This is a genomic window from Altererythrobacter sp. TH136 (genome assembly GCF_007065885.1).
In the GTDB taxonomy this organism is placed as follows: domain Bacteria; phylum Pseudomonadota; class Alphaproteobacteria; order Sphingomonadales; family Sphingomonadaceae; genus Tsuneonella.
Window position 1 is genome coordinate 130,239 of the sequence record NZ_CP041409.1, and the last position, 20,609, is coordinate 150,847.

The window sequence follows — 20,609 nt, forward strand, 5'->3', positions numbered from 1 at the left end:
GCAGGAACATGGCACTTAAGAACTACAAGCCGACCAGCCCGGCCCGTCGCGGCCTGATCCTGGTCGACAAGTCTTCCCTGTGGAAGGGCAAGCCGGTCAAGGCGCTGGTCGAAGGCAAGCGCAAGACCGGTGGCCGGAACAACAAGGGTCACGTGACCAGCCGCGGCATCGCGGGCGGCCACAAGCAGAAGTACCGCTACGTCGACTTCAAGCGGCGCAAGTGGGACATGCCGGCCACCGTCGAGCGGCTCGAGTACGATCCCAACCGCACCGCATTCATCGCGCTGGTGAAGTACGAGGACGGCGAACTGGCCTACATCCTCGCGCCGCAGCGGCTCGCCGTCGGCGACAGCGTCGTCGCGGGCGAAAAGACTGACACGAAGCCGGGCAACGCGATGTTGCTGGGCACCATGCCGGTCGGCACCATCTGCCACAACGTGGAGATGAAGCCGGGCAAGGGTGGCCAGATCGCCCGTTCGGCTGGCACGTATGTGCAGGTCGTCGGCCGTGACCGCGGGATGGTGATCGTCCGTCTCAACAGCGGCGAGCAGCGCTACCTTCGCAGCGATTGCATGGGTACGGTTGGCGCGGTCTCGAACCCCGACAATCAGAACCAGAACTTCGCCAAGGCGGGTCGCAGCCGCTGGATGGGCAAGCGCCCGCTGACCCGCGGCGTTGCCAAGAACCCGGTCGACCACCCGCACGGTGGTGGTGAGGGCCGGACCTCGGGCGGCCGTCACCCGGTCACGCCGTGGGGCAAGCCGACCAAGGGTGCGCGCACCCGCCACAACAAGGCGACGGACAAGATGATCATCCGTTCGCGTCACGCCAAGAAGAAGAGGTAATCGAGATGGCTCGTTCCGTCTGGAAAGGTCCGTTCGTCGACCTCCACCTGCTGAAGAAGGCCGAGGACGCGCAGGAAAAGAATGCGCGCGGTGCGATCAAGACCTGGTCGCGTCGTTCGACGATCCTGCCGCAGTTCGTCGGTCTGACGTTCAGCGTCTACAACGGCCAGAAGTTCATTCCGGTCTCCGTCAACGAAGACATGGTCGGCCACAAGCTCGGTGAGTTCTCGCCCACGCGAAGCTTCCCCGGCCACGCCGCCGACAAGAAGGGCAAGCGCTGATGGGCAAGCAGAAAGCCCCCCGCCGCGTTGGCGACAACGAGGCTTTGGCCGTCGGCACCACGATACGTGGCTCGGCGCAGAAGCTGAACCTCGTCGCCGCGCTGATCCGCGGCCGCAAGGCAGAGGACGCGCTGAACATCCTCACCTTCTCCAAGAAGGCGATGGCACGCGACGCATCCAAGGTGCTCGCGAGCGCGATCGCCAACGCCGAGAACAACCACAACCTCGATGTCGACGCGCTCGTCGTCGCCGAGGCGTCGGTCGGCAAGTCCGTTACCATGAAGCGCTTCCACACGCGTGGACGGGGCAAGAGCACCCGCATCCTGAAGCCGTTCAGCCGGCTGCGCATCGTGGTCCGTGAAAGCGAGGAGGCCTGATCCATGGGTCATAAATCGAACCCCGTCGGCCTGCGCCTGCAGATCAACCGCACTTGGGACAGCCGCTGGTACGCCGAAGGGCGCGACTATGCCAAGCTGCTCAGCGAGGACATCGAGATCCGCAAGTACATCGTCGACAGCCTGCCGCAGGCCGCGATCAGCAAGGTCGTGATCGAGCGTCCGGCCAAGCTGTGCCGCGTGTCGATCTATGCTGCCCGCCCAGGTGTGATCATCGGCAAGAAGGGCGCGGACATCGAGAAGCTGCGGGCCAAGCTCGCGACGATGACCAAGAGCGACGTGAAGCTCAACATCGTTGAGATCCGTAAGCCGGAGATCGACGCCAAGCTCGTGGCTCAGGGCATCGCCGACCAGCTGATCCGCCGGGTGGCGTTCCGCCGGGCGATGAAGCGCGCGATGCAGTCGGCCATGCGTCTTGGTGCCGAGGGCATCAAGGTGATGTGCGGCGGCCGTCTTGGCGGTGCCGAGATCGCCCGTGTCGAGCAGTACCGCGAAGGCCGCGTTCCGCTGCACACGCTCCGCGCCAACGTCGATTATGCCGATGCCGAAGCGCTGACCGCTTACGGAATCATCGGCATCAAGGTGTGGATCTTCAAGGGTGAGATCCTCGGCCACGATCCGACCGCCCAGGACCGCCTGATGATGGAGGCCCAGACTTCGGGCGTCCGTCCGGCCTCCGACCGGCGCTAAGGTAGAGCAAGAACCATGCTGCAACCGAAAAAGACCAAGTTCCGCAAGGCCTTCAAGGGCCGGATCAAGGGTGACGCCAAGGGCGGCACGAGCCTGAACTTCGGCTCGTACGGCCTCAAGGCGCTCGAGCCCGAGCGGGTCACCGCCCGCCAGATCGAGGCCGCCCGCCGGGCGATCACGCGCCACATCAAGCGCCAGGGGCGCTTGTGGATTCGCGTGTTCCCGGACGTGCCAGTGTCGAAGAAGCCTGCCGAGGTCCGTCAGGGCAAGGGCAAGGGTTCGGTCGAATACTGGGCCGCTCGCGTGAAGCCGGGCCGTGTGCTGTTCGAACTGGACGGCGTCCCCGGTCCGCTCGCTGCCGAGGCGTTCAGCCGCGCGGCGATGAAGCTGCCGATCAAGACCAAGGTTATCGCTCGTCTGGGCGACACCACCCACCTGGGAGCCGAATGATGGCCAAGAAACCCGCCGCCGCTGCCGGCAGCAAGGTCGAGGACATGCGCACCAAGACCGACGACCAGCTTTATGAGCAGCTGGTCGATCTGAAGCGCGAAGCCTTCAATCTGCGCTTCCAGTCTGCGACTAACCAGTTGGAGCGTCCCGCGCGCATCCGCGAAGTGCGCCGCGACATCGCGCGCATCAAGACGCTCCAGAACGAGCGGTCTGCCAAGCTCGACCGCGGGCAGGGCGAGACCACTCGCTCGGCCGAAGCTTAAGGAGGGCCCGATGCCCAAGCGTATCCTCACCGGGACTGTCGTTTCCGACAAGACCGACAAGACCGTGACCGTGCTGGTCGAGCGCAAGGTGAAGCACCCGCTTTACGGCAAGATCATCCGTCGTTCGAAGAAGTACCATGCTCACGATGAGGGCAACGAGTACCATCCGGGCGACGTCGTACGGATCGAAGAGACCCGTCCGATTTCCAAGACCAAGACCTGGGCCGTAAAGGACCGGGTCATCGCGGGTGGTGTGCAGGCGGTGGAAGCCGACCTCGACGTCGCTGAAGCCGGCAACTGAGCCGAATTTTTTAGGAACTGCCGGACTGGTTCCGGCAAGCCGAACGAGAAGGAACCGGATCGATGATCCAGATGCAATCCACGCTCGACGTCGCTGACAACAGCGGCGCCAAGCGCGTCCAGTGCATCAAGGTGCTGGGCGGATCGAAGCGCCGCACCGCTGGCGTGGGCGACGTGATCGTTGTCTCCGTCAAGGAGGCGCAGCCGCGCACCCGCGTGAAGAAGGGCGACGTTCACCGTGCGGTGATCGTGCGCACCCGCAAGGACGTGCGCCGCACCGACGGCAGCGTGATCCGCTTCGACAGCAATGCCGCGGTGCTCGTGAACAAGAACGAGGAGCCGATCGGCACGCGTATCTTCGGGCCGGTGGTCCGCGAACTGCGCGGCCGCGGCTTCATGAAGATCATCAGCCTTGCGCCGGAGGTGCTCTAATGGCTTCCGCTAAGATCAAGAAAGGCGACCAGGTCGTCGTGCTTTCGGGCAAGGACAAGGGCCTCACCGGCACCGTCCAGGCCGTGATGCCGAAGGACAGCAAGGTTGTCGTCGATGGCGTCAACGTGTCTGCCCGTCACCGCAAGCCGAGCCAGCAGAACCCCCAGGGTGGTATCGATCGCAATCCTGCGCCGATGCATATCTCCAAGGTCGCACTGGCCGATCCCAAGGACGGCAAGCCGACCCGCGTCCGCTTCGAAACGAAGGACGGGCGCAAGGTCCGCGTTGCCGTCAAGTCCGGGGAGACCATCGATGGTTGATACCTACACCCCGCGTCTGAAGGCCAAGTACGAAGCCGAGATCGCCAAGGCGATGACGGACAAGTTCGGCTACAAGAACGCGATGGAAGTGCCCAAGCTCGAGAAGATCGTGCTGAACATGGGCGTGGGCGAAGCGAGCCAGGACAAGAAGAAGGTCCAGACCGCTGCCGAGGAAATGGCCCTGATCGCCGGCCAGAAGCCGGTCATCACCAAGGCCAAGAAGTCGATTGCGCAGTTCAAGCTGCGCGAGGGCATGCCCATCGGGGCGAAGGTCACTCTTCGCCGTGAGCGGATGTACGAATTCCTCGATCGCCTCGTTACCGTGGCAATGCCGCGCATCCGCGACTTTCGCGGGCTGAACCCGAAGAGCTTCGACGGGCGCGGCAACTATGCGATGGGCTTGAAAGAGCAGATCATCTTCCCGGAAATCTCGTACGACCGTATCGAGAAGGTCCGGGGCATGGATATCATCGTCACCACCACGGCGAAGACCGATGACGAGGCGCGCGAGTTGCTGCGCCTGTTCGGTTTCCCGTTCCCGCGCGAAGAAGCCGCTGCTGAAGAGCAGCAGGCTGCCGCGTGACCCTGATCTAAGGAAGAGAGCTTAAGTCCATGGCGAAACTGAGTTCCATCAACAAGAACGAGCGGCGCAAGAAGCTCGTGAAGAAGTATGCCGGCAAGTACGCGCGGCTGAAGGCGATTGCCGACGACCAGTCGCTCGACGACGGCGAGCGCCTGATGGCTCGCCTGAAGCTGGCGGAAATCCCGCGCAACGCAAACCCCACCCGGGTGCGCAACCGTTGTTCCACGACCGGGCGTCCTCGCGGCGTCTATCGCAAGTTCGGCCTCAACCGCATCGAACTGCGCGACCTCGGCAACAAGGGCCTGATCCCAGGCCTGACCAAGTCGAGCTGGTGAGGATCTAGAAGATGGCTATGACCGATCCCCTGGGTGACATGCTCACCCGCATCCGCAACGGCCAGCAGGCGAAGAAGGACTCAGTCCTGACACCTGCCAGCAAACTGCGTGCGAACGTTCTCGAGGTGCTTCGGCGCGAAGGCTACATCCGTGGCTTCAGCGAAGACGCGTCGGGCGCGCACCCCGCGCTGCGGATCGAACTGAAGTATTTTGAAGGCGAGCCCGCGATCAAGCACGTGGCTCGCGTCTCCAAGCCCGGCCGCCGCGTCTATTCCGGTTCCAAGGAACTGCCGACGATCCGCAACGGCCTTGGCATCACCATCGTCTCGACGCCGCGCGGCGTGCTCTCGGATGCCGAAGCACGCACGCAGAACGTCGGCGGCGAAGTGCTGGCGGAGGTATTCTGATGAGCCGCATCGGTAAGAAGCCGGTAGCGATCCCCAGCGGGGTCACTGCCGACATCAATGAGGGCACGCTGTCGGTGAAGGGTCCTAAGGGGACCCTGTCGATGGGTATGTCCGATCTGATCGACTACCAGGTCGAAGACGGTGCGATTTCGGTCAAGCCGGCGAACGACACCAAGGCGGCGCGTGCCTTCTGGGGCATGCAGCGCACACTGGTGTCGAACTTGGTCGAAGGCGTGTCGAACGGCTTCACGAAGACGCTCGACATCAAGGGCGTGGGTTATCGCGCCGCAGCGCAGGGCAAGAAGCTCAAGCTGCAGCTCGGCTACAGCCACGATGTCGATCTCGATGTGCCGGAAGGTCTCGAGGTGAAGACGCCGGACCAGACCACGGTCGAGGTATCGGGCATCGATAAGCAGGCTGTCGGTCAGTTTGCCGCGGAAATCCGCCGCTGGCGCAAGCCGGAACCCTACAAGGGCAAGGGCATCGCCTATCGGGGCGAGTACATCTTCCGCAAGGAAGGGAAGAAGAAGTAAGATGGCCAAGCTTTCCCTCTTCGCACGCCGCCGTCGCCGCGTGCGTACCGCGATCAAGTCGCGCGCCGGCGATCGGCCGCGTCTGTCGATCCACCGCACCGGTCGCCACATCTACGCGCAGATCATCGACGATAAGCAGGGCCGCACGCTGGCCGCTGCAAGCACGCTGGGCGTTCAGACCAGCGGCGCGAACGTCGATGCTGCCGTGCAGGTTGGCAAGACCATCGCCGAAGCCGCCAAGAATGCCGGCGTGAGCACGGTCGTGTTCGACCGCGGCGGGTTCCTTTTCCATGGCCGCGTGAAAGCGCTCGCCGACGCCGCCCGCGAAGGCGGGCTGGAGTTCTGATGATGGCTGACGAAAACAACAACGAAGCAACCGGCACTGCCGAAACGCAGAACGCGGTCGTCAATGAGCAGCCGGCAATCGCCGATACTCCGTCGGAGGCTGCTGCGACGCAGAGCGCCGACCAGGGCGCGCACGAGCAACCGCGTTCGCGCGGCGGTCGCGGCGGCGGTGACCGTGGCGGCAACCGCGGTGGCCAGGGCGGTCCGGGCGGCCGTGGCGGTCAGCGCGGAGGTCGTCGTGACGATCGCCGTGGTGGACGCGAAGAAGAAGACGACGGCATCATCGAGAAGCTGGTCCACATCAATCGCGTCTCCAAGACGGTGAAGGGCGGCAAGCGCTTCGGTTTCGCCGCGCTGGTCGTGGTGGGTGACGGTTCGGGCCGCGTTGGCTTCGGTCATGGCAAGGCACGCGAAGTGCCGGAAGCCATCACCAAGGCGACCGCTTCGGCGAAGAAGAAGATGATCCGCGTGCCGCTGAAGGAAGGCCGTACGCTGCATCACGACGGCAAGGGCCGTTTCGGTGCTGGCAAGGTCAACGTCCGCAGCGCGCCTGCCGGTACCGGCATCATCGCCGGTGGCCCGATGCGCGCCGTGTTCGAAAGCCTGGGCGTGGCCGACGTGGTGACCAAGTCGGTCGGCACTTCCAACCCCTACAACATGATCCGCGCCACGTTCGACGCGTTGCAGGACCAGACTTCGCCGAAGTCGGTTGCCCAGCGTCGCGGCAAGAAAGTCGCCGACCTGCTGGGTCGCGGCGGCGCGAGCGAGGCCGAGGCGGAAGCCGACGCCGCGGCGATGGTGGAGTAAGCCAATGGCAACTATCAAGCTCAAGCAGATCGGCAGCCCGATCCGCCGTCCCGAAAGCCAGAAGAAGATCCTGATCGGTCTGGGCCTGGGCAAGATGCACCGCGTGGTGGAGGTCGAAGATTCGGCCGAAGTCCGCGGCGCGATTGCCAAGCTGCCCCACATGGTCGAGATCGTCGACTGATCATCCGTCCTTCTCGTCAGCGACGAGACGGCTAGCGCGACAAAAGCGAAAGCGAGTGCATTGACATGAAACTGAACGAAATCCGCGACAACGAAGGCGCCCGTCACCGCAAGATGCGGGTTGGCCGGGGCATCGGTTCGGGCAAGGGCAAGACCGCCGGCCGTGGCCAGAAGGGTGCCAAGGCGCGCTCGGGCGTTAGCGTCAACGGGTTCGAAGGCGGCCAGATGCCACTTCACATGCGGATCCCGAAGCGCGGTTTCAACGCGCTGAACCCCAAGGATCACGCAGAGGTCAACCTCGGCATGGTGCAGAAGTTCATCGATGCCGGAAAGCTCGATGCCAGCGGCACCATCGATCACGATGCGCTGAAGGCTGCCGGTCTTGGCCGGAACGCCAAGCACGGCGTGCGCCTGCTCGGCAAGGGTGAGCTGACCGCCAAGGTCAGCTTCCGTGTCGCCGGTGCCAGCAAGGGCGCGATCGAGGCGGTCGAGAAGGCCGGGGGCTCGGTCGAGGTGATCGAGAAGGGTCAGCCCGAGCACGAAAAGAAGGCTGCTCGCGCAGCGGCCAACAAGGCTGCCAAAGCCAAGTAAGCGAACAAGTGAGGCGCAGGGTTCGACATCGGACCCTGCGCTTCCTATGTAGCCTCCCATGCCGGGAGGGACCGGCGTCTCAGAGGATCTTCGGGTAATCCCATGGCATCACGCGCCGACAACATCGCCAGCTCCCTGAGCCTGGCGAATTTCTCCAAGGCTACCGAGCTCAAGAACCGTATCTGGTTCACGGTCGGCGCCTTGATCGTATTCCGCTTCCTGAGCTTCGTGCCGCTGCCGGGCGTCAACCCGCTGGTGCTCGAGCAACTCTATGCGCAGACGCAGGGCGGTATTCTCGATCTGTTCAACACTTTTTCGGGCGGCAGCCTCGAGCGCATGAGCCTCATCGCGCTCGGCATCATGCCGTACATCACGGCCTCGATCGTGATCCAGCTGGCAGCCTCGCTCCACCCCGCACTTGCGGCGCTGAAGAAGGAAGGCGCAAGCGGCCGGCAGAAGCTCAATCAGTACACGCGTTACGGCACGGTGTTCCTGTGCGCGGTGCAGGGCTGGTTCCTGGCATCGGGCCTTGAAGCGTACGGCGCTTCAAGCGGCCTGCAGGCGGTGATCTTCCCGGGTCTGACTTTCCGCATCACCGCTGTAATCAGTCTGGTGGGTGGATCGATGTTCCTGTTGTGGCTGGGTGAGCAGATCACCAGCCGCGGCATCGGCAACGGCGTGTCGCTGATCATCATGGCGGGTATCGTCGCCCAGTTCCCGAGCTTCATCGCCAACATGTTCGAGGGCGGCCGTTCGGGTTCCATCAGCCCTTTCGTGATCGTTGCGTTCATCGCGATGATTGTCGGCCTGATCATCTTTATCGCGTTCATGGAGCGGGCCCAGCGCCAACTGCTGATCCAGTATCCGAAGCGAGCTAGCCAGCGCGGCATGATGCAGGCCGACCGCAGCCACCTGCCGCTCAAGCTCAACACGGCGGGCGTCATTCCGCCGATTTTCGCCAGTTCGCTGTTGCTGCTGCCGCTGACGATCACGCAGTTCGCCGGGCAGTCCATCGATCCAGAGGGGTCCGCCGGGGGCGTGATCAACACGCTCAATTTCTACCTGCAGCACGGGCAGCCGCTGTATCTGGCGCTCTACGCCATCGGCATCGTGTTCTTCTGTTTCTTCTACACCGCGGTGGTCTTCAACCCCGAGGAGACCGCGGACAACCTGAAGAAGAACGGCGGGTTCATTCCGGGCATTCGGCCCGGCAAGCGGACGCAGGACTACCTGGATTATGTGCTCACCCGGATCACGGTGATCGGTGCGGCGTATCTGACCTTGGTCTGCGTCCTTCCCGAATACATGATCGCGCAGACTGGCATCCCGCTGTTCCTGGGCGGTACCAGCCTCCTGATCGTCGTGAACGTGACTGTGGATACCATCAGCCAGATCCAGTCTCACCTGCTGGCGCATCAGTACGGTGATCTGATCAAGAAGGCGAAATTGAAGGGCCGTCTTCGCTAAGGCGCCGATCGGGGTATAGGGAACGCGCGTGAACATCATCCTTCTCGGACCGCCCGGTGCAGGCAAGGGCACGCAAGCGCAGCGGCTGGTCGAACGCCGTGGCATGCGCCAGCTGTCCACCGGCGACATGCTGCGGGCGGCGGTGAAGGCCGGCACTCCGGTGGGCCTGGAAGCCAAGGCGGTGATGGAACGTGGCGAACTCGTTTCGGACGAGATCGTTTCCCGCCTTATCGATGCGGAACTCACCGCGATGGGCGCGGACACCGGCGCTATCTTTGACGGCTATCCGCGCACCGAAGCGCAGGCCCAGGCGCTTGATGAAATCCTGGCCGCGCATGGCCGCAAGCTTGATTACGTGATCGAGCTGGATGTGAACGAAGATGCCCTGGTCGAGCGGATCACGGGGCGCTTCACCTGCGCCAGCTGCGGCGAAGGCTACAACGACGACTACAAGCGCCCAGCTCAACTCGGGGTGTGCGATCGCTGCGGATCGACCGAGTTCAAGCGCCGGCCAGACGACAACGAACAGACCGTCCGCACCCGCATGGCAGAATATCGTGCGAAGACCGCGCCGATCCTGCCGATCTACGAAGCGCGCGGCATCGTTCACCAGATCAACGGAATGGCTGAGATCGACCAGGTCACGCAGGCGATCGAGACGATCCTCGCAGGATAACCCTTTCGCTCCCTGATCGTCATGGCATAATGCGGGGCAGGGGGATCGTGGCCTTGACCAGTATTGCGCTCCGCGTGGGCTTAATGGCCAGCGTGCTGATCATGCCGTGGGCACCGGCACATGGCGAAGTCGCGGAATCCTCGCCCACTCATTTCGTCACCCGCGCCACCGTTACGGTGAAGGCCGTGCCCAAGGCGGCGTGGCTGGCGCTGACCGATCCCGCAGGATGGTGGGACGATGAGCACACCTGGTCAGGGTCGGCGGCCAACCTGTCGCTCGTGCCCCAAGGGGGCGGCTGCTTCTGCGAACGGATTCCGGAAAAAGACGGAGCAGCCGACGTCGGCCTCGCAGGAAGCGCCCAGCATATGACCGTGGTCATGGCAGAGCCGATGAAGGTCCTTCGCATGCGCGGCGCACTCGGTCCGCTGCAGAGCGAGCCGGTGGATGGCGTCCTGTCAATCACGCTCCAGCCCGCCAATGGTGGCGGCACCAAGCTGGTTTGGGAGTACGCGGTGGGCGGGCATCTGCGCTATCCCGTCGCGACGATTTCCAAAGCTGTTGACGGGGTCATGAGCCAGCAGCTCGACAGACTTGCGGACAAACTCGGTCGCCAGGCGCCGTACGAGAACTCCCCCGCCGATAATGAAAATCCACACGCAGCCGGACTGGCTTTGACCCAACCGACAGGCGTTGTAAAACAGCGCCGGCGATGCAAAGCGCGTGTCCTGCCGCTATCGCCGCGGCCCACCGCGTGTGAGGCATTGACCCTGCGGCAGAATCGCACTAAGCGGCCCCCTCATTCGACAACAGCGGATAGTCCGGCAGGCGATTGCGATAGTGCACGCCATCCGGGCTTTTTGCCGTAAGGCAATCCCGATGCGGTCGAGTGAAGCGATGAGATAGAGGCCGCGCGCCGCGTCAAGCCTCTGTGGAGCATGGAGAAAAAAGTGGCTCGTATTGCCGGGGTAAACCTCCCCACCAACAAGCGCGTGATTATCGCGCTCACCTACATCCACGGGATTGGCCCGACCACCGCGGTCAAGATCGCCGACAAGCTTGGCATCGATCACAGCCGCCGCGTGTCTGACCTGTCGGACGCCGAAGTGCTGCAGATCCGCGAGACGATTGACGCCGATTATGCTGTCGAGGGTGACCTGCGCCGCGAGACGGCGATGAACATCAAGCGTCTGATGGACCTCGCCAGCTATCGCGGTCTGCGTCACCGCAAGGGCCTGCCGGTCCGCGGTCAGCGCACTCACACCAACGCCCGTACCCGCAAGGGCAAGGCCAAGCCGATCGCCGGCAAGAAGAAGTAAGCCGCGCGGCCCGGCCCCGTTGTTCGGGGTGGCCGCCGCTGCTCTCTTGGATTTAGGACAGGAATTCCCACATGGCTCGTGAACCTCAGCGCATCCGCAGGCGGGAGCGCAAGAACATCACCAGCGGCGTCGCGCACGTGAACGCCAGCTTCAACAACACGATGATCACCATCACCGACGCACAAGGCAATGCGATCAGCTGGTCTTCGGCCGGCATGATGGGCTTCAAGGGCAGCCGTAAGTCGACTCCCTACGCGGCCCAGGTCGCGGCTGACGATGCCGGCAAGAAAGCTGCCGAGCACGGTGTCCGCACCCTCGAGGTCGAGGTCAAGGGTCCCGGCTCGGGACGCGAAAGCGCACTGCGCGCGTTGCAGGCGGTCGGGTTCACGATCACCTCGATCCGTGACGTGACGCCGATCCCGCACAACGGCGTTCGCCCGTCGAAGCGCCGCCGCGTCTGATCTTACCTGCCCAGCGGCGGGGTAGTTCCCGCCGCTGACCTGGGGATCGGACGCTCACGCAGCGCCGGTCCCACACGCATTTGAACCCCAGGGGATATCCATGGCCGTCAACACCAAGAACTGGCAGGAACTCAAGAAGCCCAACAATCTGGAAGTGAAGGACGCTGCCAAGGGCCGCCGCGCGACCTTCGTCGCCGAACCGCTCGAGCGCGGCTATGGCCTCACTCTCGGCAATGCCTTGCGCCGTGTGCTTCTATCGAGCCTTCAGGGCGCGGCGATCACATCGATCAAGATCGAGAACGTGCTCCACGAATTCTCCAGCCTCGCCGGCGTGCGCGAGGATGTGACCGACATCGTTCTCAATGTGAAGCAGATTGCGCTCAAGATGGAAGGCGAGGGGCCCAAGCGGCTCCAGCTCGCCGCTACCGGTCCGGGTGAAGTGACCGCGGGTGACATCGCGGTATCGGGCGATATTGAGGTGATGAACAAGAACCTCGTCATCTGCCACCTCGACGAGGGCGCCAACCTCAACATGGAGCTGACCGCCGACACCGGTAAGGGCTATGTGCCAGCCGTTGGGAACCGCCCGGTCGACGCGCCGATCGGCCTGATCCCGGTGGACTCGCTGTATTCGCCTGTTCGCCAGGTGAGCTACAAGGTCGAGAACGCCCGCGTCGGGCAGGAGCTCGATTTCGACAAGCTCAGCCTGACGGTCGAGACCGACGGCACCGTGACTCCCGAGGACGCGGTGGCTTATGCCGCGCGCATCCTGCAGGACCAGCTGGCGCTGTTCGTCCACTTCGAGGACGGCATTCCGCAGGCGAGCTCGCCGATGATCGGCATGGCCGCGCAGCCGGAAGAGAGCGACGCCAACCAGCTCAACCGTTACCTTCTCAAGAAGGTCGACGAGCTGGAGCTGTCGGTGCGTTCGGCCAATTGCCTCAAGAACGACAACATCATCTACATCGGCGATCTGGTCCAGAAGACCGAGGCCGAGATGCTCCGCACACCGAACTTCGGCCGCAAGAGCCTGAACGAGATCAAGGAAGTCTTGAGCTCGATGGGCCTGCGCCTCGGCATGGACATCCCTGGCTGGCCGCCGGAAAACATCGAGGAAATGGCCAAGAAGCTCGAGCAGGAACTGCTCGGCTGATCAGCCGAACTGGGCATGGGCCGGACCCCTTCTTCCGGCCTGCATCGGGGTACCAGTGAAAACCCGTCAAGGCTCGACTTTGATGGAAACCGCTATCCGGCCCCCCTACGAACGGAGTAGAGTACATGCGTCACGGACATTCAGGCCGTAAGCTGCAGCGCAAGAGCGGCCACCGCGCCGCCCTGCTGCGCAACCTCGCCGCCGCGCTGATCAAGCATGAGCAGATCCTCACCACCACGCCGAAGGCGAAGGAACTGCGTCCTTACGTCGAGAAGCTGATCACGCTCGCCAAGCGCGGCGGTCTGTCGAACCGGCGCCTTGCGATCAGCCGCCTGGGTGATGACGTACAGCTCAAGAAGCTGTTCGATGTTCTGGCCGAGCGCTACGCCGGGCGCGATGGCGGCTACACCCGCGTGATCAAAGCCGGTCTGCGCGCCAGCGATGCGGCGCCGATGGCGGTGATCGAGCTGGTCGACCGTGATGTGGCGGCCAAGGGCCAGGATTCGGGTCCGGTGCAGAATGCGGATGAGGATGAGCTGGAAGCAGCCTGATCCTCGTCGTCAGTTCGGAAAAAGGGGCCGGGGGGAAACCTCCGGCTTTTTTTTGGTCTTCAAGCGAAGGAGCGGCTGACTTGATCGCGGTTCACATTCGCTACGTGTTGGCTGAACAAAAGCTGTCGCGCCAATTCAGGCTCATCTCACGGCGACTCGCTTAGAAAAGGTTCACAAGGCGAAAGGAAGGTCCTTTGCCAACACGTGAGGTGAGCCATGAAGACCATTTCAAAAGCCCTCGTCGGAACCGTCGCGGCTGGCGCGATGGCTCTGTCGGCAACCCCCGCCGCGGCGCGCGACCGTAACAACGACGGCATCGACGCGGGCGATATCATCGCCGGTGCGCTGGTGATCGGCGGCATCGCCGCTGTCGCCAGCTCGATCGGCCGCGATCGCGGCTATAACGGTACGTACGGCGCTCCCTACTACGGCGACCGCTATGACAATCGTTATGGCTACAACAACGCCGGCAACTCCCGCCAGGCTGTCGAGCAGTGCGTCTATGCCGCGCAGCGCGGCGCCTATGGCGCACGGGTGACCGACATCCGCAACGTCGATCGTAAGCGCGATGGCTATCGCGTGCGCGGGACGGTTGTCGTGAACGAGCGCGGTGGCGGCTGGGGCCGCGACTACAACTATCGCTATGCGGGCCGTAATTACGACCAGGGCAGGTTCACCTGCGATGTTCGCTACGGTCGGGTGGTCGATCTCGACTATAGCGGGCTACGCGGCGGATACCGCTACTAAGCAACCAGCTCACTGGGAGCGCACCGGGCGGTTCAGGCTTTCGCAAGTCTGGACCGCCTAGCTTTGCCACCGTACCGTTCGTGCAGCGGGGCGATGTTCTTCAAAGGATCTGCGATCATGTTCTTTCGTACCGCCTCTGTTGCGGCGCTGGCTGCATCCGTTTCGATGATCGCCGCCCCGGTGGGAGCGACTTCGCTGCCGAAGCCGTCGTCTTCCGCAGCGGTCCACGGCGGAGGATTCGATGCGAATTCGGTCAACGCCGAAGCACACCGGCGCTGGCGGCACCGCGACCGGGTCGATGCCGGAGACGTGATCGCGGGTGTCGCGGTCATCGGGGTGATCGCCGCCATTGCCGGTGCGGCAAACCAGTCCAGCCGCAACAGCGATTACAGGTATCCGCAGCGTTACCCGTATCCCGATCGCGCGCCCAACTATCGCACGGACGGCGCCGGTTATCGCTACGGCGAAAGTGGCGGGCTCGATCGCGCGGCTGATATGTGCGCCCGGGAGGTTGAGCGGAGCGGTCCGGTGGACGCGGTCGAGTCCGTGAACCGCACCGGTTCCGGCTGGCAAGTATCGGGCCGCCTGCGGGACGGCGCGCGGTTCAACTGCTCGATCGGAAACGATGGCCGGATCGAAGGCGTCAACATCGATCGCTATGGTGCGGCGGGCGGCGGCCAGTGGGATGACGAGCGCTATGCCGCCGCACGCCAGGCGCAGGGTGATCCCGGTGTGGCCGAATATCCGGGTGGTCCAATCGGCAACGAGGCGAGCGACGATCGCTACGACGCCGGCCAGGTGCCCGACTACCCGGGCTGACCGCTAAGGCTCACGGTACGCGGGGAGAGCGAGACGAAAGCGGATTGCCGCCCCGCGCAAGGCGAACCCTGCCGTCCACGCGATGGCCCAGGTGATCCCTTCGGGCATTTGAAGAAGCGTACCCACCACGGTCACGGCCGCGGCAAGGGCGGCCGCGGTGACGTAAAGTTCGGGCCGCATGATGATCGACGGTTCCCCCGCGATGACGTCCCGCGCTACACCGCCGATGCACCCGGTCACGACGCCGAGCACCGCGGCGGGCACCGGGGCCACGCCATAGCCCAGCGCTTTTGCGGCACCCAGCACGGAGAAGGCGGCGAGCCCGGCGGCATCCGCCCATTCGAGCAGTTCCCCCTCCCACCACCGCCGCGGTGTGAACCAGGCGATCAGAGCGGTGGCGAAGATGACTGGCGCCACCCATGGGTCGCGAAGCCAGAACGCGGGTGCGCCCAAGAGCATGTCGCGCAGCGATCCTCCGCCCACTCCCGTCACCAGGGCGAAGAACGCCATGGTCACGAACGTCTGCCGAAGCCGTGCCGCCAGGAGCGCGCCGGTCAAAGCGAACACCGCAACGCCCGCGAGGTCGAGAATCGGCGGCAGGACCTGCGGGGTCATATGCCCACGCGCGCGCGCCGCCGCCGAAACAGCAGCACGGTCCCCAGCAGTGCTCCGATCAACGCAATGAGGGCGAATACGACCACGAACGGGTTGTGGGCATCCTCACGCGTTTGCAGGTCCATGATGTGCAATCCCCACATGACGTCATAGAACCGCCACCACCGCGTGCGCACGGCTTCGATCTCGCCGCTACCGCGATTGATGTAGACGTGAGTGCCGTCAACCAGCGAGACCTGCCAGGTCGCGACGGGCTTGCGAAGCTCGAGCGGGGGGTTGCGAGCCGAAAAGGCGCGCACGGCGTCCACCTGGTCGCCTCCCCTGATGTCGCTGGCAGCTATCGCGCGCGCTTCGGCAACGTCGACGTTCAGCGGCGCGCCGGTGCCGGTGGCATAGCGCTGCAGTGATCCATCGGCGCGCGTGACCAGTGTCACCGGTCGCCCTCGCTGAACGAGGCTGCGTATTTCGACGACTTGTGGATTGCCTGGCAGCGGCTGGGGCGGGAGCTTGATCCGCAAGTGCTCGCCGCGCACCTCCTCGATCGGGCGCGCGACCATCGCGATCCCGCTCAGCATCCACAGCAGCAACGGCACGGCGATCAGCCAGCCGAGCCAGATGTGCCACCGCGCGAACCGCGCCATCCAGCGGGATGCCACCATCAGGCGCCGAGCAGATCGCCGATTGCGCCGGCCGCCTCGATGCAGTCCAGATCGTTCCATTCGGCGCCCATCACCTGCATTCCGCAGGGCAGACCGCCGCTTTCGCCGACCGGAACGACCGTCGAGGGGAGGTTGGGGAACGTCGCGAGCCCCGCCCAGGCGAGCGCATCGGCAAATGCGCTGTCCTTGCCGTTGATTGCGATCCGCCGTGCGCCGATCGGCGTGTCGTCATGAGAGTAAGCGACGAAGGGCAGGGGCGGGGCGAGCACGAAGTCATATTCCGCGAATAGTTCGGCCCATGCATACTGGTTGCGCGCCTGGGTATCGAGCAACAGATAGTAATCGGCCAGGCTGATCGTCTGGCCGCCCGGCCCGGGTTGCCCGCGCGCCATCGCGGCGTTGAGCAGGCGCATGTAGTTGGCGTGCTGTTCGGCGAGATCGGGCAGCAGCTCGCTCGACCGGTCGATCCGCGCCCCGGCACGCTCGACCTCGGTCAGCGCGGCTTCGATCGGATCGCGGACCGAGGCGTCGATCTCGCTGGCAGGATGGTCGAGCACCGCCAGGAAGCGCATGTCGCGCAAGCCTTTCTCTCGCCGTGGCAGGGGACGTTCTGCAGTCAATTGCAGCAACAGCGCCAGGTCGTCAGCGGAACGCGCCAGCGGCCCGGTGACCGATAACGGACCATCGTGCATGTCCTGCCCGCCCGCCACCGGGTGTCCATGGCCCCGACGGCTGACCAGCCCGAACGTGGTCTTGTGTCCGAAGATGCCGTTGAAGTGAGCGGGATTGCGGATCGAACTGCCGATGTCGCTGCCGTATTCGGCCGGCACCATTCCGGTCGCCACGGCAACCGCCGAACCGCCAGAGGATCCTCCGGCAACCCGGCTGTGATCGTGCGGGTTGTTGGTGCGCCCGTAAACCGGGTTGTTGCTTTGCAGATCGGCCAGGTCGGGCGGCACGTTGGTCTTGCCCAGGATGATCGCGCCGGCGTCTTTAAGCAGCGTGACGACGCGCGCGTCGCGGCGCGCGAGCTGATCCTTGAACTGCAGATGCCCCCAGGTGGTCGGCAACCCGGCGACATCGAAGCTTTCCTTCACCGTCATGGGCACGCCGAACAGCGGCCGATCCTCGTGAGCCTGGCCGTCCATTGCGCTGGCGGCCCGTCGCGCCCGGTCGAAATCGCGTACGACCACGGCGTTGAGCGGGCCATCCAGCGCTTCGATGCGGGCAATGGCGGCGTCGACCGCCTCCAGCGGCGACAGCGCGCCCGAACGGATTTGGGCCGCGACCTCGATCGCACCCGGCTCACTGGTCAGCTTCGGAATCATACGCTCTCCCTCGAGGGTATGGGATGCGCGCGCGACGCCGCTGCGTCAAATATGGATCGGCTTCCCCTGAACACCCATGGCCGCTTCCTTGATCGCCTCGGCGTGCGTGGGGTGCGCGTGGCAGGTGTAAGCGATATCCTCGCTGGTGGCACCGAACTCCATCGCGATGGCCGCTTCGGCAATCATCGTGCCGGCGACGCTGGCGATGCACCAGATGCCGAGCACCCGATCCGTTGCCGCATCGGCGATGACTTTGACGAAGCCATCAGGTTCGTGATTGGTCTTGGCGCGGCTGTTGGCCAACATCGGGAACTTGCCGATCTTCACGTCACCCTGTTCGCGCGCCTGCTCTTCGGTCAGGCCCACGCCTGCGATCTCTGGCCAGGTGTAGACCACGCCCGGGATGACCGCGTGGTTCACGATGCCGGTCTGACCGGCGACGTTCTCCGCGCAGGCGATGCCTTCGTCTTCTGCCTTGTGAGCCAGCATCGGCCCGGGGATGACGTCGCCAATCGCCCACACTCCGTCGACCGACGTGCGGAAGTCGTGATCGGTTTCGATCTGCCCGCGCTGGTTCAGTTCCAGCCCGATCTTGTCGAGGCCAAGTCCATCGACACTCGGCCGGCGTCCAATGGAAACCAGCACGCAGTCGGCATCCAGCGTGGTCGTTTCGCCGCCGGCGGCCGGTTCCATGGTCAGCGTGGCACGATCGCCATCGACGGACAGGCCGGTGACCTTGGTCGACAGCATCAGTTGCATGCCCTGCTTCTTGAAAATCTTGGCCGCTTCCTTGCGGATGTCCATGTCCATGCCCGGAAGTAGCTGGTCGAGGAATTCGACCACGATCACCTCCGAACCGAGCCGACGCCACACCGATCCGAGCTCCAGCCCGATCACACCGCCGCCGATCACGACCATCTTCTCGGGCACCTTGCGCAGTTCCAGCGCGCCGGTGCTATCAACCACGACCTGCTTGTCGTTATCAATCTCCACCCCCTTGAGCGGAGTCACGGTCGATCCGGTGGCGATGATCACGTCTTTCGCGGTGACGGTTTCTTCGCCCACCTGTACGGTATGCGCGTCGACAAAAGTGGCCCGGCCCTTTTTCCAGTCGACCTTGTTCTTCTTGAACAGAAACTCGATGCCGCCGGTCAGTTGCTTCACCGCGTCGCGCCGCTGCGCATGCATGGTCTCAAGGTCGAGCTTGGGCTCCACCACGATACCCAGCTTGGCCATGGTGCCGTTCTTCGCCGCGTCGAAATACTCGCTGGCGTGCAGCATCGCCTTCGACGGGATGCAGCCGACGTTGAGGCAGGTCCCGCCGAGCGTATCGCGGCTTTCCGCACACGCCGTCTTCAGGCCAAGCTGGGCTGCTCGAATGGCGGCGACGTACCCGCCGGGCCCGGCGCCGATGACGAGGACATCATAGTCGTAAGTGTGGTCAGCCACTGGCTTCCTCCGTGAGCGCCGCGTCACCCTGGGGGCGGGTGCGCGCGGCGCAATCATTGACGATCGTCTCGATCCGTTCGCGGTTGATCTCGCCTGGCGTCAGACGGCCGTCCGCCACAAATGTCTCGGCTGCGCATTGGCAGACTTCGGCAATGCGTCCGGCCACGATGCCCGCACCGCCGGCAACTTGCTCGCACTGCGCCGCCACCATGTTGCGTGCTTCGCCCTGGACGGCGTCGCCGGCAATCTGGGTCGCGGCGTCGCAGCCGGCGAGTGCAACCGCGGCCGAACCGATGAGCAGCAGACGGACTGGTAGAGCGCGGCGCTTGCTCATCACAGGTCGATCAGCATCCGCATCGGATCTTCGATCGCTTCCTTGATGGTCTTCAACGCCGTGACGGCCTCGCGACCATCGATCAGACGGTGGTCGTAGGATAGCGCGATGTACATCATCGGCCGGATCACAATCTGCCCGTCGCGCACGACAGGGCGATCTTCGATCCGGTGCAGACCGAGCACCGCGCTTTGCGGCGGGTTGATGATCGGGGTGGACATCAGCCCACCGAACACCCCGCCGTTGGATATGGTGAAGGTGCCGCCCTTCATGTCGTCCATCGTCAGCGTGCCGTCCTTGGCCCGCTTGCCGAAGTCGGCGATGTCCTTCTCGATCTGCGCGAACGACTTGCTGTCGGCATCGCGCACCACCGGCACCACGAGCCCATTGGGCGCGCTGACCGCGACCGAGATGTCAACATAGTCGAAGTAGACGATCTCCTCGCCGTCGATCTGGGCGTTGACGCTGGGAATGTCCTTCAGCGCCAGGCATGCCGCCTTCGCGAAAAACGACATGAAGCCCAGCTTGATGTCGTGCTTCTTGGCGAAGGTGTCCTTGAACTTCTCGCGCGCCTCGATGACCGCAGTCATATCGACATCGTTGAAAGTCGTCAGCAGCGCAGCGGTGTCCTGCGCGCTCTTGAGCCGCCGGGCGATCGTCTGACGCATGCGGGTCATCTTGACCCGTTCTTCGCGGCGGTCGCCCGATGATGCGGGCGACGGCGATGCCGGAGCCGGAGCCGCGCTCGGCGCGGGGGCGCTGTCAGGCTTCTTCGAACTCGCCGCGGCGATCACGTCTTCCTTGGTCAGCCGGCCATCCTTGCCGCTGCCCTTGATCTGCGTCGGATCAACGCCGTGCTCCAGCACCGCGCGGCGCACCGCGGGGGAGAGCGTTTGCGTGGCTTCGGGATCAGCGGCCTTGGCTTGCACGGGAGCGGTGGCCGGCGTGGTCACCGACGCCGGCGCGTTGACTGCCTGCTCAGCGGGCTGCGGCTCTTCGCGCACGCTTACCTGCGTGCTTTCGCCCGCGGCGACGTCATCCTCGATCGTCGCGATTACCGCGCCGACCTCGACCGTCGCGCCCACTTCGACGGCGTGCGCGCCCATCACGCCCGCAACGGGGCTTGGCACTTCGATGGCGACCTTGTCGGTTTCCAGGCTGGCGATCGGTTCATCGACCTTCACCGGATCGCCCGGCTGCTTGAGCCATTCGCCAATGGTCGCTTCGGTGACCGACTCGCCCAGCGTGGGGACTTTGACTTCTTGGGACATCTGTTT

32 protein-coding genes are annotated in these 20,609 nt (G+C 64.4%); 26 read left to right on the top strand and 6 right to left on the bottom strand.

What is annotated here, in order from left to right:
* Positions 1 to 8 precede the first annotated feature (8 nt).
* The 26 genes from rplB (at position 9) to C0V74_RS00760 (ending at position 14,947) form a co-directional block, all read left to right on the top strand.
* The gene (gene rplB / locus C0V74_RS00635) at positions 9 to 845 is read left to right on the top strand and encodes a 50S ribosomal protein L2 (protein WP_131623536.1); all 837 of its coding nucleotides are present in this window, start codon (positions 9 to 11) and stop codon (positions 843 to 845) included.
* A 5-nt stretch (positions 846 to 850) separates the two neighbouring features.
* Complete coding sequence (gene rpsS / locus C0V74_RS00640) at positions 851 to 1,126, top strand: 30S ribosomal protein S19 (protein ID WP_131623534.1); 276 nt, start codon at positions 851 to 853, stop codon at positions 1,124 to 1,126.
* Positions 1,126 to 1,503, top strand: coding sequence for a 50S ribosomal protein L22 (rplV, locus tag C0V74_RS00645; protein WP_131623532.1), 378 nt, complete (start codon positions 1,126 to 1,128; stop codon positions 1,501 to 1,503). Before rpsS ends, rplV begins: the two co-directional genes overlap by 1 nt.
* A gap of 3 nt (positions 1,504 to 1,506) precedes the next feature.
* Positions 1,507 to 2,211: a 30S ribosomal protein S3 gene (rpsC, locus tag C0V74_RS00650; RefSeq protein WP_131623530.1), complete on the top strand. Its 705-nt coding sequence runs from the start codon at positions 1,507 to 1,509 to the stop codon at positions 2,209 to 2,211.
* Positions 2,212 to 2,226: 15 nt separating this feature from the next.
* Positions 2,227 to 2,661, top strand: coding sequence for a 50S ribosomal protein L16 (gene rplP, locus C0V74_RS00655; protein ID WP_131623528.1), 435 nt, complete (start codon positions 2,227 to 2,229; stop codon positions 2,659 to 2,661).
* A complete protein-coding gene (rpmC, locus tag C0V74_RS00660; RefSeq protein ID WP_131623940.1) occupies positions 2,661 to 2,924 on the top strand; it encodes a 50S ribosomal protein L29 in 264 nt (87 codons plus the stop codon). Before rplP ends, rpmC begins: the two co-directional genes overlap by 1 nt.
* 10 nt (positions 2,925 to 2,934) lie before the next feature.
* Positions 2,935 to 3,225 (top strand): 30S ribosomal protein S17, encoded by a 291-nt coding sequence (rpsQ, locus tag C0V74_RS00665; protein WP_131623526.1) that lies wholly within the window; start codon positions 2,935 to 2,937, stop codon positions 3,223 to 3,225.
* Between the two features lie 62 nt (positions 3,226 to 3,287).
* Positions 3,288 to 3,656 carry a 50S ribosomal protein L14 gene (gene rplN / locus C0V74_RS00670; RefSeq protein WP_131623524.1) on the top strand — a complete coding sequence of 123 codons (369 nt, stop codon included), beginning with the start codon at positions 3,288 to 3,290 and terminating at the stop codon, positions 3,654 to 3,656.
* Positions 3,656 to 3,976, top strand: a complete 321-nt coding sequence (gene rplX / locus C0V74_RS00675) for a 50S ribosomal protein L24 (RefSeq protein WP_131623522.1) — start codon at positions 3,656 to 3,658, stop codon at positions 3,974 to 3,976. Before rplN ends, rplX begins: the two co-directional genes overlap by 1 nt.
* Complete coding sequence (gene rplE / locus C0V74_RS00680; RefSeq protein WP_131623520.1) at positions 3,969 to 4,559, top strand: 50S ribosomal protein L5; 591 nt, start codon at positions 3,969 to 3,971, stop codon at positions 4,557 to 4,559. Before rplX ends, rplE begins: the two co-directional genes overlap by 8 nt.
* 29 nt (positions 4,560 to 4,588) lie before the next feature.
* Complete coding sequence (rpsN, locus tag C0V74_RS00685) at positions 4,589 to 4,894, top strand: 30S ribosomal protein S14 (RefSeq protein WP_131623518.1); 306 nt, start codon at positions 4,589 to 4,591, stop codon at positions 4,892 to 4,894.
* 11 nt (positions 4,895 to 4,905) lie between these two features.
* Positions 4,906 to 5,301, top strand: a complete 396-nt coding sequence (gene rpsH / locus C0V74_RS00690; RefSeq protein WP_131623516.1) for a 30S ribosomal protein S8 — start codon at positions 4,906 to 4,908, stop codon at positions 5,299 to 5,301.
* On the top strand, positions 5,301 to 5,834 hold the full coding sequence (gene rplF, locus C0V74_RS00695; protein WP_131623514.1) for a 50S ribosomal protein L6: 534 nt from the start codon (positions 5,301 to 5,303) through the stop codon (positions 5,832 to 5,834). Before rpsH ends, rplF begins: the two co-directional genes overlap by 1 nt.
* A 1-nt stretch (position 5,835) precedes the next feature.
* Positions 5,836 to 6,180, top strand: coding sequence for a 50S ribosomal protein L18 (rplR, locus tag C0V74_RS00700; RefSeq protein ID WP_131623512.1), 345 nt, complete (start codon positions 5,836 to 5,838; stop codon positions 6,178 to 6,180).
* Entirely contained in the window at positions 6,180 to 6,986 is an 807-nt protein-coding gene (gene rpsE / locus C0V74_RS00705; protein ID WP_246844904.1) for a 30S ribosomal protein S5, read from the top strand. The genes rplR and rpsE overlap by 1 nt, the downstream gene beginning before the upstream one ends.
* Before the next feature lie 4 nt (positions 6,987 to 6,990).
* A complete protein-coding gene (gene rpmD, locus C0V74_RS00710; RefSeq protein WP_131623510.1) occupies positions 6,991 to 7,167 on the top strand; it encodes a 50S ribosomal protein L30 in 177 nt (58 codons plus the stop codon).
* 65 nt (positions 7,168 to 7,232) lie between these two features.
* Positions 7,233 to 7,757, top strand: a complete 525-nt coding sequence (gene rplO, locus C0V74_RS00715; protein ID WP_143250204.1) for a 50S ribosomal protein L15 — start codon at positions 7,233 to 7,235, stop codon at positions 7,755 to 7,757.
* 102 nt (positions 7,758 to 7,859) lie between these two features.
* Positions 7,860 to 9,224: a preprotein translocase subunit SecY gene (gene secY, locus C0V74_RS00720; protein WP_131623506.1), complete on the top strand. Its 1,365-nt coding sequence runs from the start codon at positions 7,860 to 7,862 to the stop codon at positions 9,222 to 9,224.
* A 28-nt stretch (positions 9,225 to 9,252) separates the two neighbouring features.
* Complete coding sequence (locus tag C0V74_RS00725) at positions 9,253 to 9,900, top strand: adenylate kinase (protein WP_143250205.1); 648 nt, start codon at positions 9,253 to 9,255, stop codon at positions 9,898 to 9,900.
* An 83-nt stretch (positions 9,901 to 9,983) separates the two neighbouring features.
* Positions 9,984 to 10,766: an SRPBCC family protein gene (locus C0V74_RS00730; RefSeq protein ID WP_246844905.1), complete on the top strand. Its 783-nt coding sequence runs from the start codon at positions 9,984 to 9,986 to the stop codon at positions 10,764 to 10,766.
* An 81-nt stretch (positions 10,767 to 10,847) separates the two neighbouring features.
* Positions 10,848 to 11,216 carry a 30S ribosomal protein S13 gene (gene rpsM, locus C0V74_RS00735; protein WP_131623502.1) on the top strand — a complete coding sequence of 123 codons (369 nt, stop codon included), beginning with the start codon at positions 10,848 to 10,850 and terminating at the stop codon, positions 11,214 to 11,216.
* A 71-nt stretch (positions 11,217 to 11,287) separates the two neighbouring features.
* The gene (gene rpsK / locus C0V74_RS00740) at positions 11,288 to 11,677 is read left to right on the top strand and encodes a 30S ribosomal protein S11 (RefSeq protein WP_021689122.1); all 390 of its coding nucleotides are present in this window, start codon (positions 11,288 to 11,290) and stop codon (positions 11,675 to 11,677) included.
* 100 nt (positions 11,678 to 11,777) lie between these two features.
* Positions 11,778 to 12,830 (top strand): DNA-directed RNA polymerase subunit alpha, encoded by a 1,053-nt coding sequence (locus C0V74_RS00745; protein WP_131623500.1) that lies wholly within the window; start codon positions 11,778 to 11,780, stop codon positions 12,828 to 12,830.
* Between the two features lie 125 nt (positions 12,831 to 12,955).
* Positions 12,956 to 13,381, top strand: a complete 426-nt coding sequence (gene rplQ / locus C0V74_RS00750) for a 50S ribosomal protein L17 (protein WP_143250207.1) — start codon at positions 12,956 to 12,958, stop codon at positions 13,379 to 13,381.
* 216 nt (positions 13,382 to 13,597) lie between these two features.
* Positions 13,598 to 14,128 carry a hypothetical protein gene (locus tag C0V74_RS00755; protein WP_131623496.1) on the top strand — a complete coding sequence of 177 codons (531 nt, stop codon included), beginning with the start codon at positions 13,598 to 13,600 and terminating at the stop codon, positions 14,126 to 14,128.
* A 117-nt stretch (positions 14,129 to 14,245) separates the two neighbouring features.
* Positions 14,246 to 14,947: a hypothetical protein gene (locus C0V74_RS00760; protein WP_143250208.1), complete on the top strand. Its 702-nt coding sequence runs from the start codon at positions 14,246 to 14,248 to the stop codon at positions 14,945 to 14,947.
* 3 nt (positions 14,948 to 14,950) lie between these two features.
* Here C0V74_RS00760 and C0V74_RS00765 read toward each other — a convergent pair whose 3' ends face one another.
* The 6 genes from C0V74_RS00765 to odhB are packed head-to-tail and all read right to left on the bottom strand — an operon-like array spanning position 14,951 to position 20,603.
* The gene (locus C0V74_RS00765; RefSeq protein ID WP_143250209.1) at positions 14,951 to 15,562 is read right to left on the bottom strand and encodes a trimeric intracellular cation channel family protein; all 612 of its coding nucleotides are present in this window, start codon (positions 15,560 to 15,562) and stop codon (positions 14,951 to 14,953) included.
* Positions 15,559 to 16,221: a PepSY domain-containing protein gene (locus C0V74_RS00770; protein WP_143250210.1), complete on the bottom strand. Its 663-nt coding sequence runs from the start codon at positions 16,219 to 16,221 to the stop codon at positions 15,559 to 15,561. Before C0V74_RS00770 ends, C0V74_RS00765 begins: the two co-directional genes overlap by 4 nt.
* Positions 16,221 to 17,549 carry an amidase family protein gene (locus C0V74_RS00775; protein WP_143250211.1) on the bottom strand — a complete coding sequence of 443 codons (1,329 nt, stop codon included), beginning with the start codon at positions 17,547 to 17,549 and terminating at the stop codon, positions 16,221 to 16,223. Before C0V74_RS00775 ends, C0V74_RS00770 begins: the two co-directional genes overlap by 1 nt.
* Before the next feature lie 45 nt (positions 17,550 to 17,594).
* Entirely contained in the window at positions 17,595 to 18,998 is a 1,404-nt protein-coding gene (lpdA, locus tag C0V74_RS00780; protein WP_143250212.1) for a dihydrolipoyl dehydrogenase, read from the bottom strand.
* Complete coding sequence (locus C0V74_RS00785; RefSeq protein WP_143250213.1) at positions 18,991 to 19,332, bottom strand: hypothetical protein; 342 nt, start codon at positions 19,330 to 19,332, stop codon at positions 18,991 to 18,993. The genes lpdA and C0V74_RS00785 overlap by 8 nt, the downstream gene beginning before the upstream one ends.
* Positions 19,332 to 20,603, bottom strand: a complete 1,272-nt coding sequence (gene odhB, locus C0V74_RS00790; protein ID WP_143250214.1) for a 2-oxoglutarate dehydrogenase complex dihydrolipoyllysine-residue succinyltransferase — start codon at positions 20,601 to 20,603, stop codon at positions 19,332 to 19,334. Before odhB ends, C0V74_RS00785 begins: the two co-directional genes overlap by 1 nt.
* Positions 20,604 to 20,609: the final 6 nt, after the last annotated feature.

Coding starts and splice junctions, on each gene's coding strand:
- rpsS (WP_131623534.1), top strand. CDS start 851: ATGGCTCGTTCCGTCTGGAAAGGTCCGTTCGTCGACCTCCACCTGCTG.
- rpmD (WP_131623510.1), top strand. CDS start 6,991: ATGGCAACTATCAAGCTCAAGCAGATCGGCAGCCCGATCCGCCGTCCC.
- rpsH (WP_131623516.1), top strand. CDS start 4,906: ATGGCTATGACCGATCCCCTGGGTGACATGCTCACCCGCATCCGCAAC.
- rpsQ (WP_131623526.1), top strand. CDS start 2,935: ATGCCCAAGCGTATCCTCACCGGGACTGTCGTTTCCGACAAGACCGAC.
- rpmC (WP_131623940.1), top strand. CDS start 2,661: ATGGCCAAGAAACCCGCCGCCGCTGCCGGCAGCAAGGTCGAGGACATG.
- rplV (WP_131623532.1), top strand. CDS start 1,126: ATGGGCAAGCAGAAAGCCCCCCGCCGCGTTGGCGACAACGAGGCTTTG.
- rplO (WP_143250204.1), top strand. CDS start 7,233: ATGAAACTGAACGAAATCCGCGACAACGAAGGCGCCCGTCACCGCAAG.
- odhB (WP_143250214.1), bottom strand. CDS start 20,603: ATGTCCCAAGAAGTCAAAGTCCCCACGCTGGGCGAGTCGGTCACCGAA.
- rplN (WP_131623524.1), top strand. CDS start 3,288: ATGATCCAGATGCAATCCACGCTCGACGTCGCTGACAACAGCGGCGCC.
- rpsN (WP_131623518.1), top strand. CDS start 4,589: ATGGCGAAACTGAGTTCCATCAACAAGAACGAGCGGCGCAAGAAGCTC.
- C0V74_RS00775 (WP_143250211.1), bottom strand. CDS start 17,549: ATGATTCCGAAGCTGACCAGTGAGCCGGGTGCGATCGAGGTCGCGGCC.
- rpsE (WP_246844904.1), top strand. CDS start 6,180: ATGATGGCTGACGAAAACAACAACGAAGCAACCGGCACTGCCGAAACG.
- rpsC (WP_131623530.1), top strand. CDS start 1,507: ATGGGTCATAAATCGAACCCCGTCGGCCTGCGCCTGCAGATCAACCGC.
- secY (WP_131623506.1), top strand. CDS start 7,860: ATGGCATCACGCGCCGACAACATCGCCAGCTCCCTGAGCCTGGCGAAT.
- rplE (WP_131623520.1), top strand. CDS start 3,969: ATGGTTGATACCTACACCCCGCGTCTGAAGGCCAAGTACGAAGCCGAG.
- rplR (WP_131623512.1), top strand. CDS start 5,836: ATGGCCAAGCTTTCCCTCTTCGCACGCCGCCGTCGCCGCGTGCGTACC.
- C0V74_RS00770 (WP_143250210.1), bottom strand. CDS start 16,221: ATGGTGGCATCCCGCTGGATGGCGCGGTTCGCGCGGTGGCACATCTGG.
- rplX (WP_131623522.1), top strand. CDS start 3,656: ATGGCTTCCGCTAAGATCAAGAAAGGCGACCAGGTCGTCGTGCTTTCG.
- C0V74_RS00730 (WP_246844905.1), top strand. CDS start 9,984: ATGGCCAGCGTGCTGATCATGCCGTGGGCACCGGCACATGGCGAAGTC.
- C0V74_RS00745 (WP_131623500.1), top strand. CDS start 11,778: ATGGCCGTCAACACCAAGAACTGGCAGGAACTCAAGAAGCCCAACAAT.
- rplP (WP_131623528.1), top strand. CDS start 2,227: ATGCTGCAACCGAAAAAGACCAAGTTCCGCAAGGCCTTCAAGGGCCGG.
- rpsK (WP_021689122.1), top strand. CDS start 11,288: ATGGCTCGTGAACCTCAGCGCATCCGCAGGCGGGAGCGCAAGAACATC.
- rplQ (WP_143250207.1), top strand. CDS start 12,956: ATGCGTCACGGACATTCAGGCCGTAAGCTGCAGCGCAAGAGCGGCCAC.
- C0V74_RS00755 (WP_131623496.1), top strand. CDS start 13,598: ATGAAGACCATTTCAAAAGCCCTCGTCGGAACCGTCGCGGCTGGCGCG.
- C0V74_RS00785 (WP_143250213.1), bottom strand. CDS start 19,332: ATGAGCAAGCGCCGCGCTCTACCAGTCCGTCTGCTGCTCATCGGTTCG.
- rplF (WP_131623514.1), top strand. CDS start 5,301: ATGAGCCGCATCGGTAAGAAGCCGGTAGCGATCCCCAGCGGGGTCACT.
- C0V74_RS00765 (WP_143250209.1), bottom strand. CDS start 15,562: ATGACCCCGCAGGTCCTGCCGCCGATTCTCGACCTCGCGGGCGTTGCG.
- rplB (WP_131623536.1), top strand. CDS start 9: ATGGCACTTAAGAACTACAAGCCGACCAGCCCGGCCCGTCGCGGCCTG.
- C0V74_RS00760 (WP_143250208.1), top strand. CDS start 14,246: ATGTTCTTTCGTACCGCCTCTGTTGCGGCGCTGGCTGCATCCGTTTCG.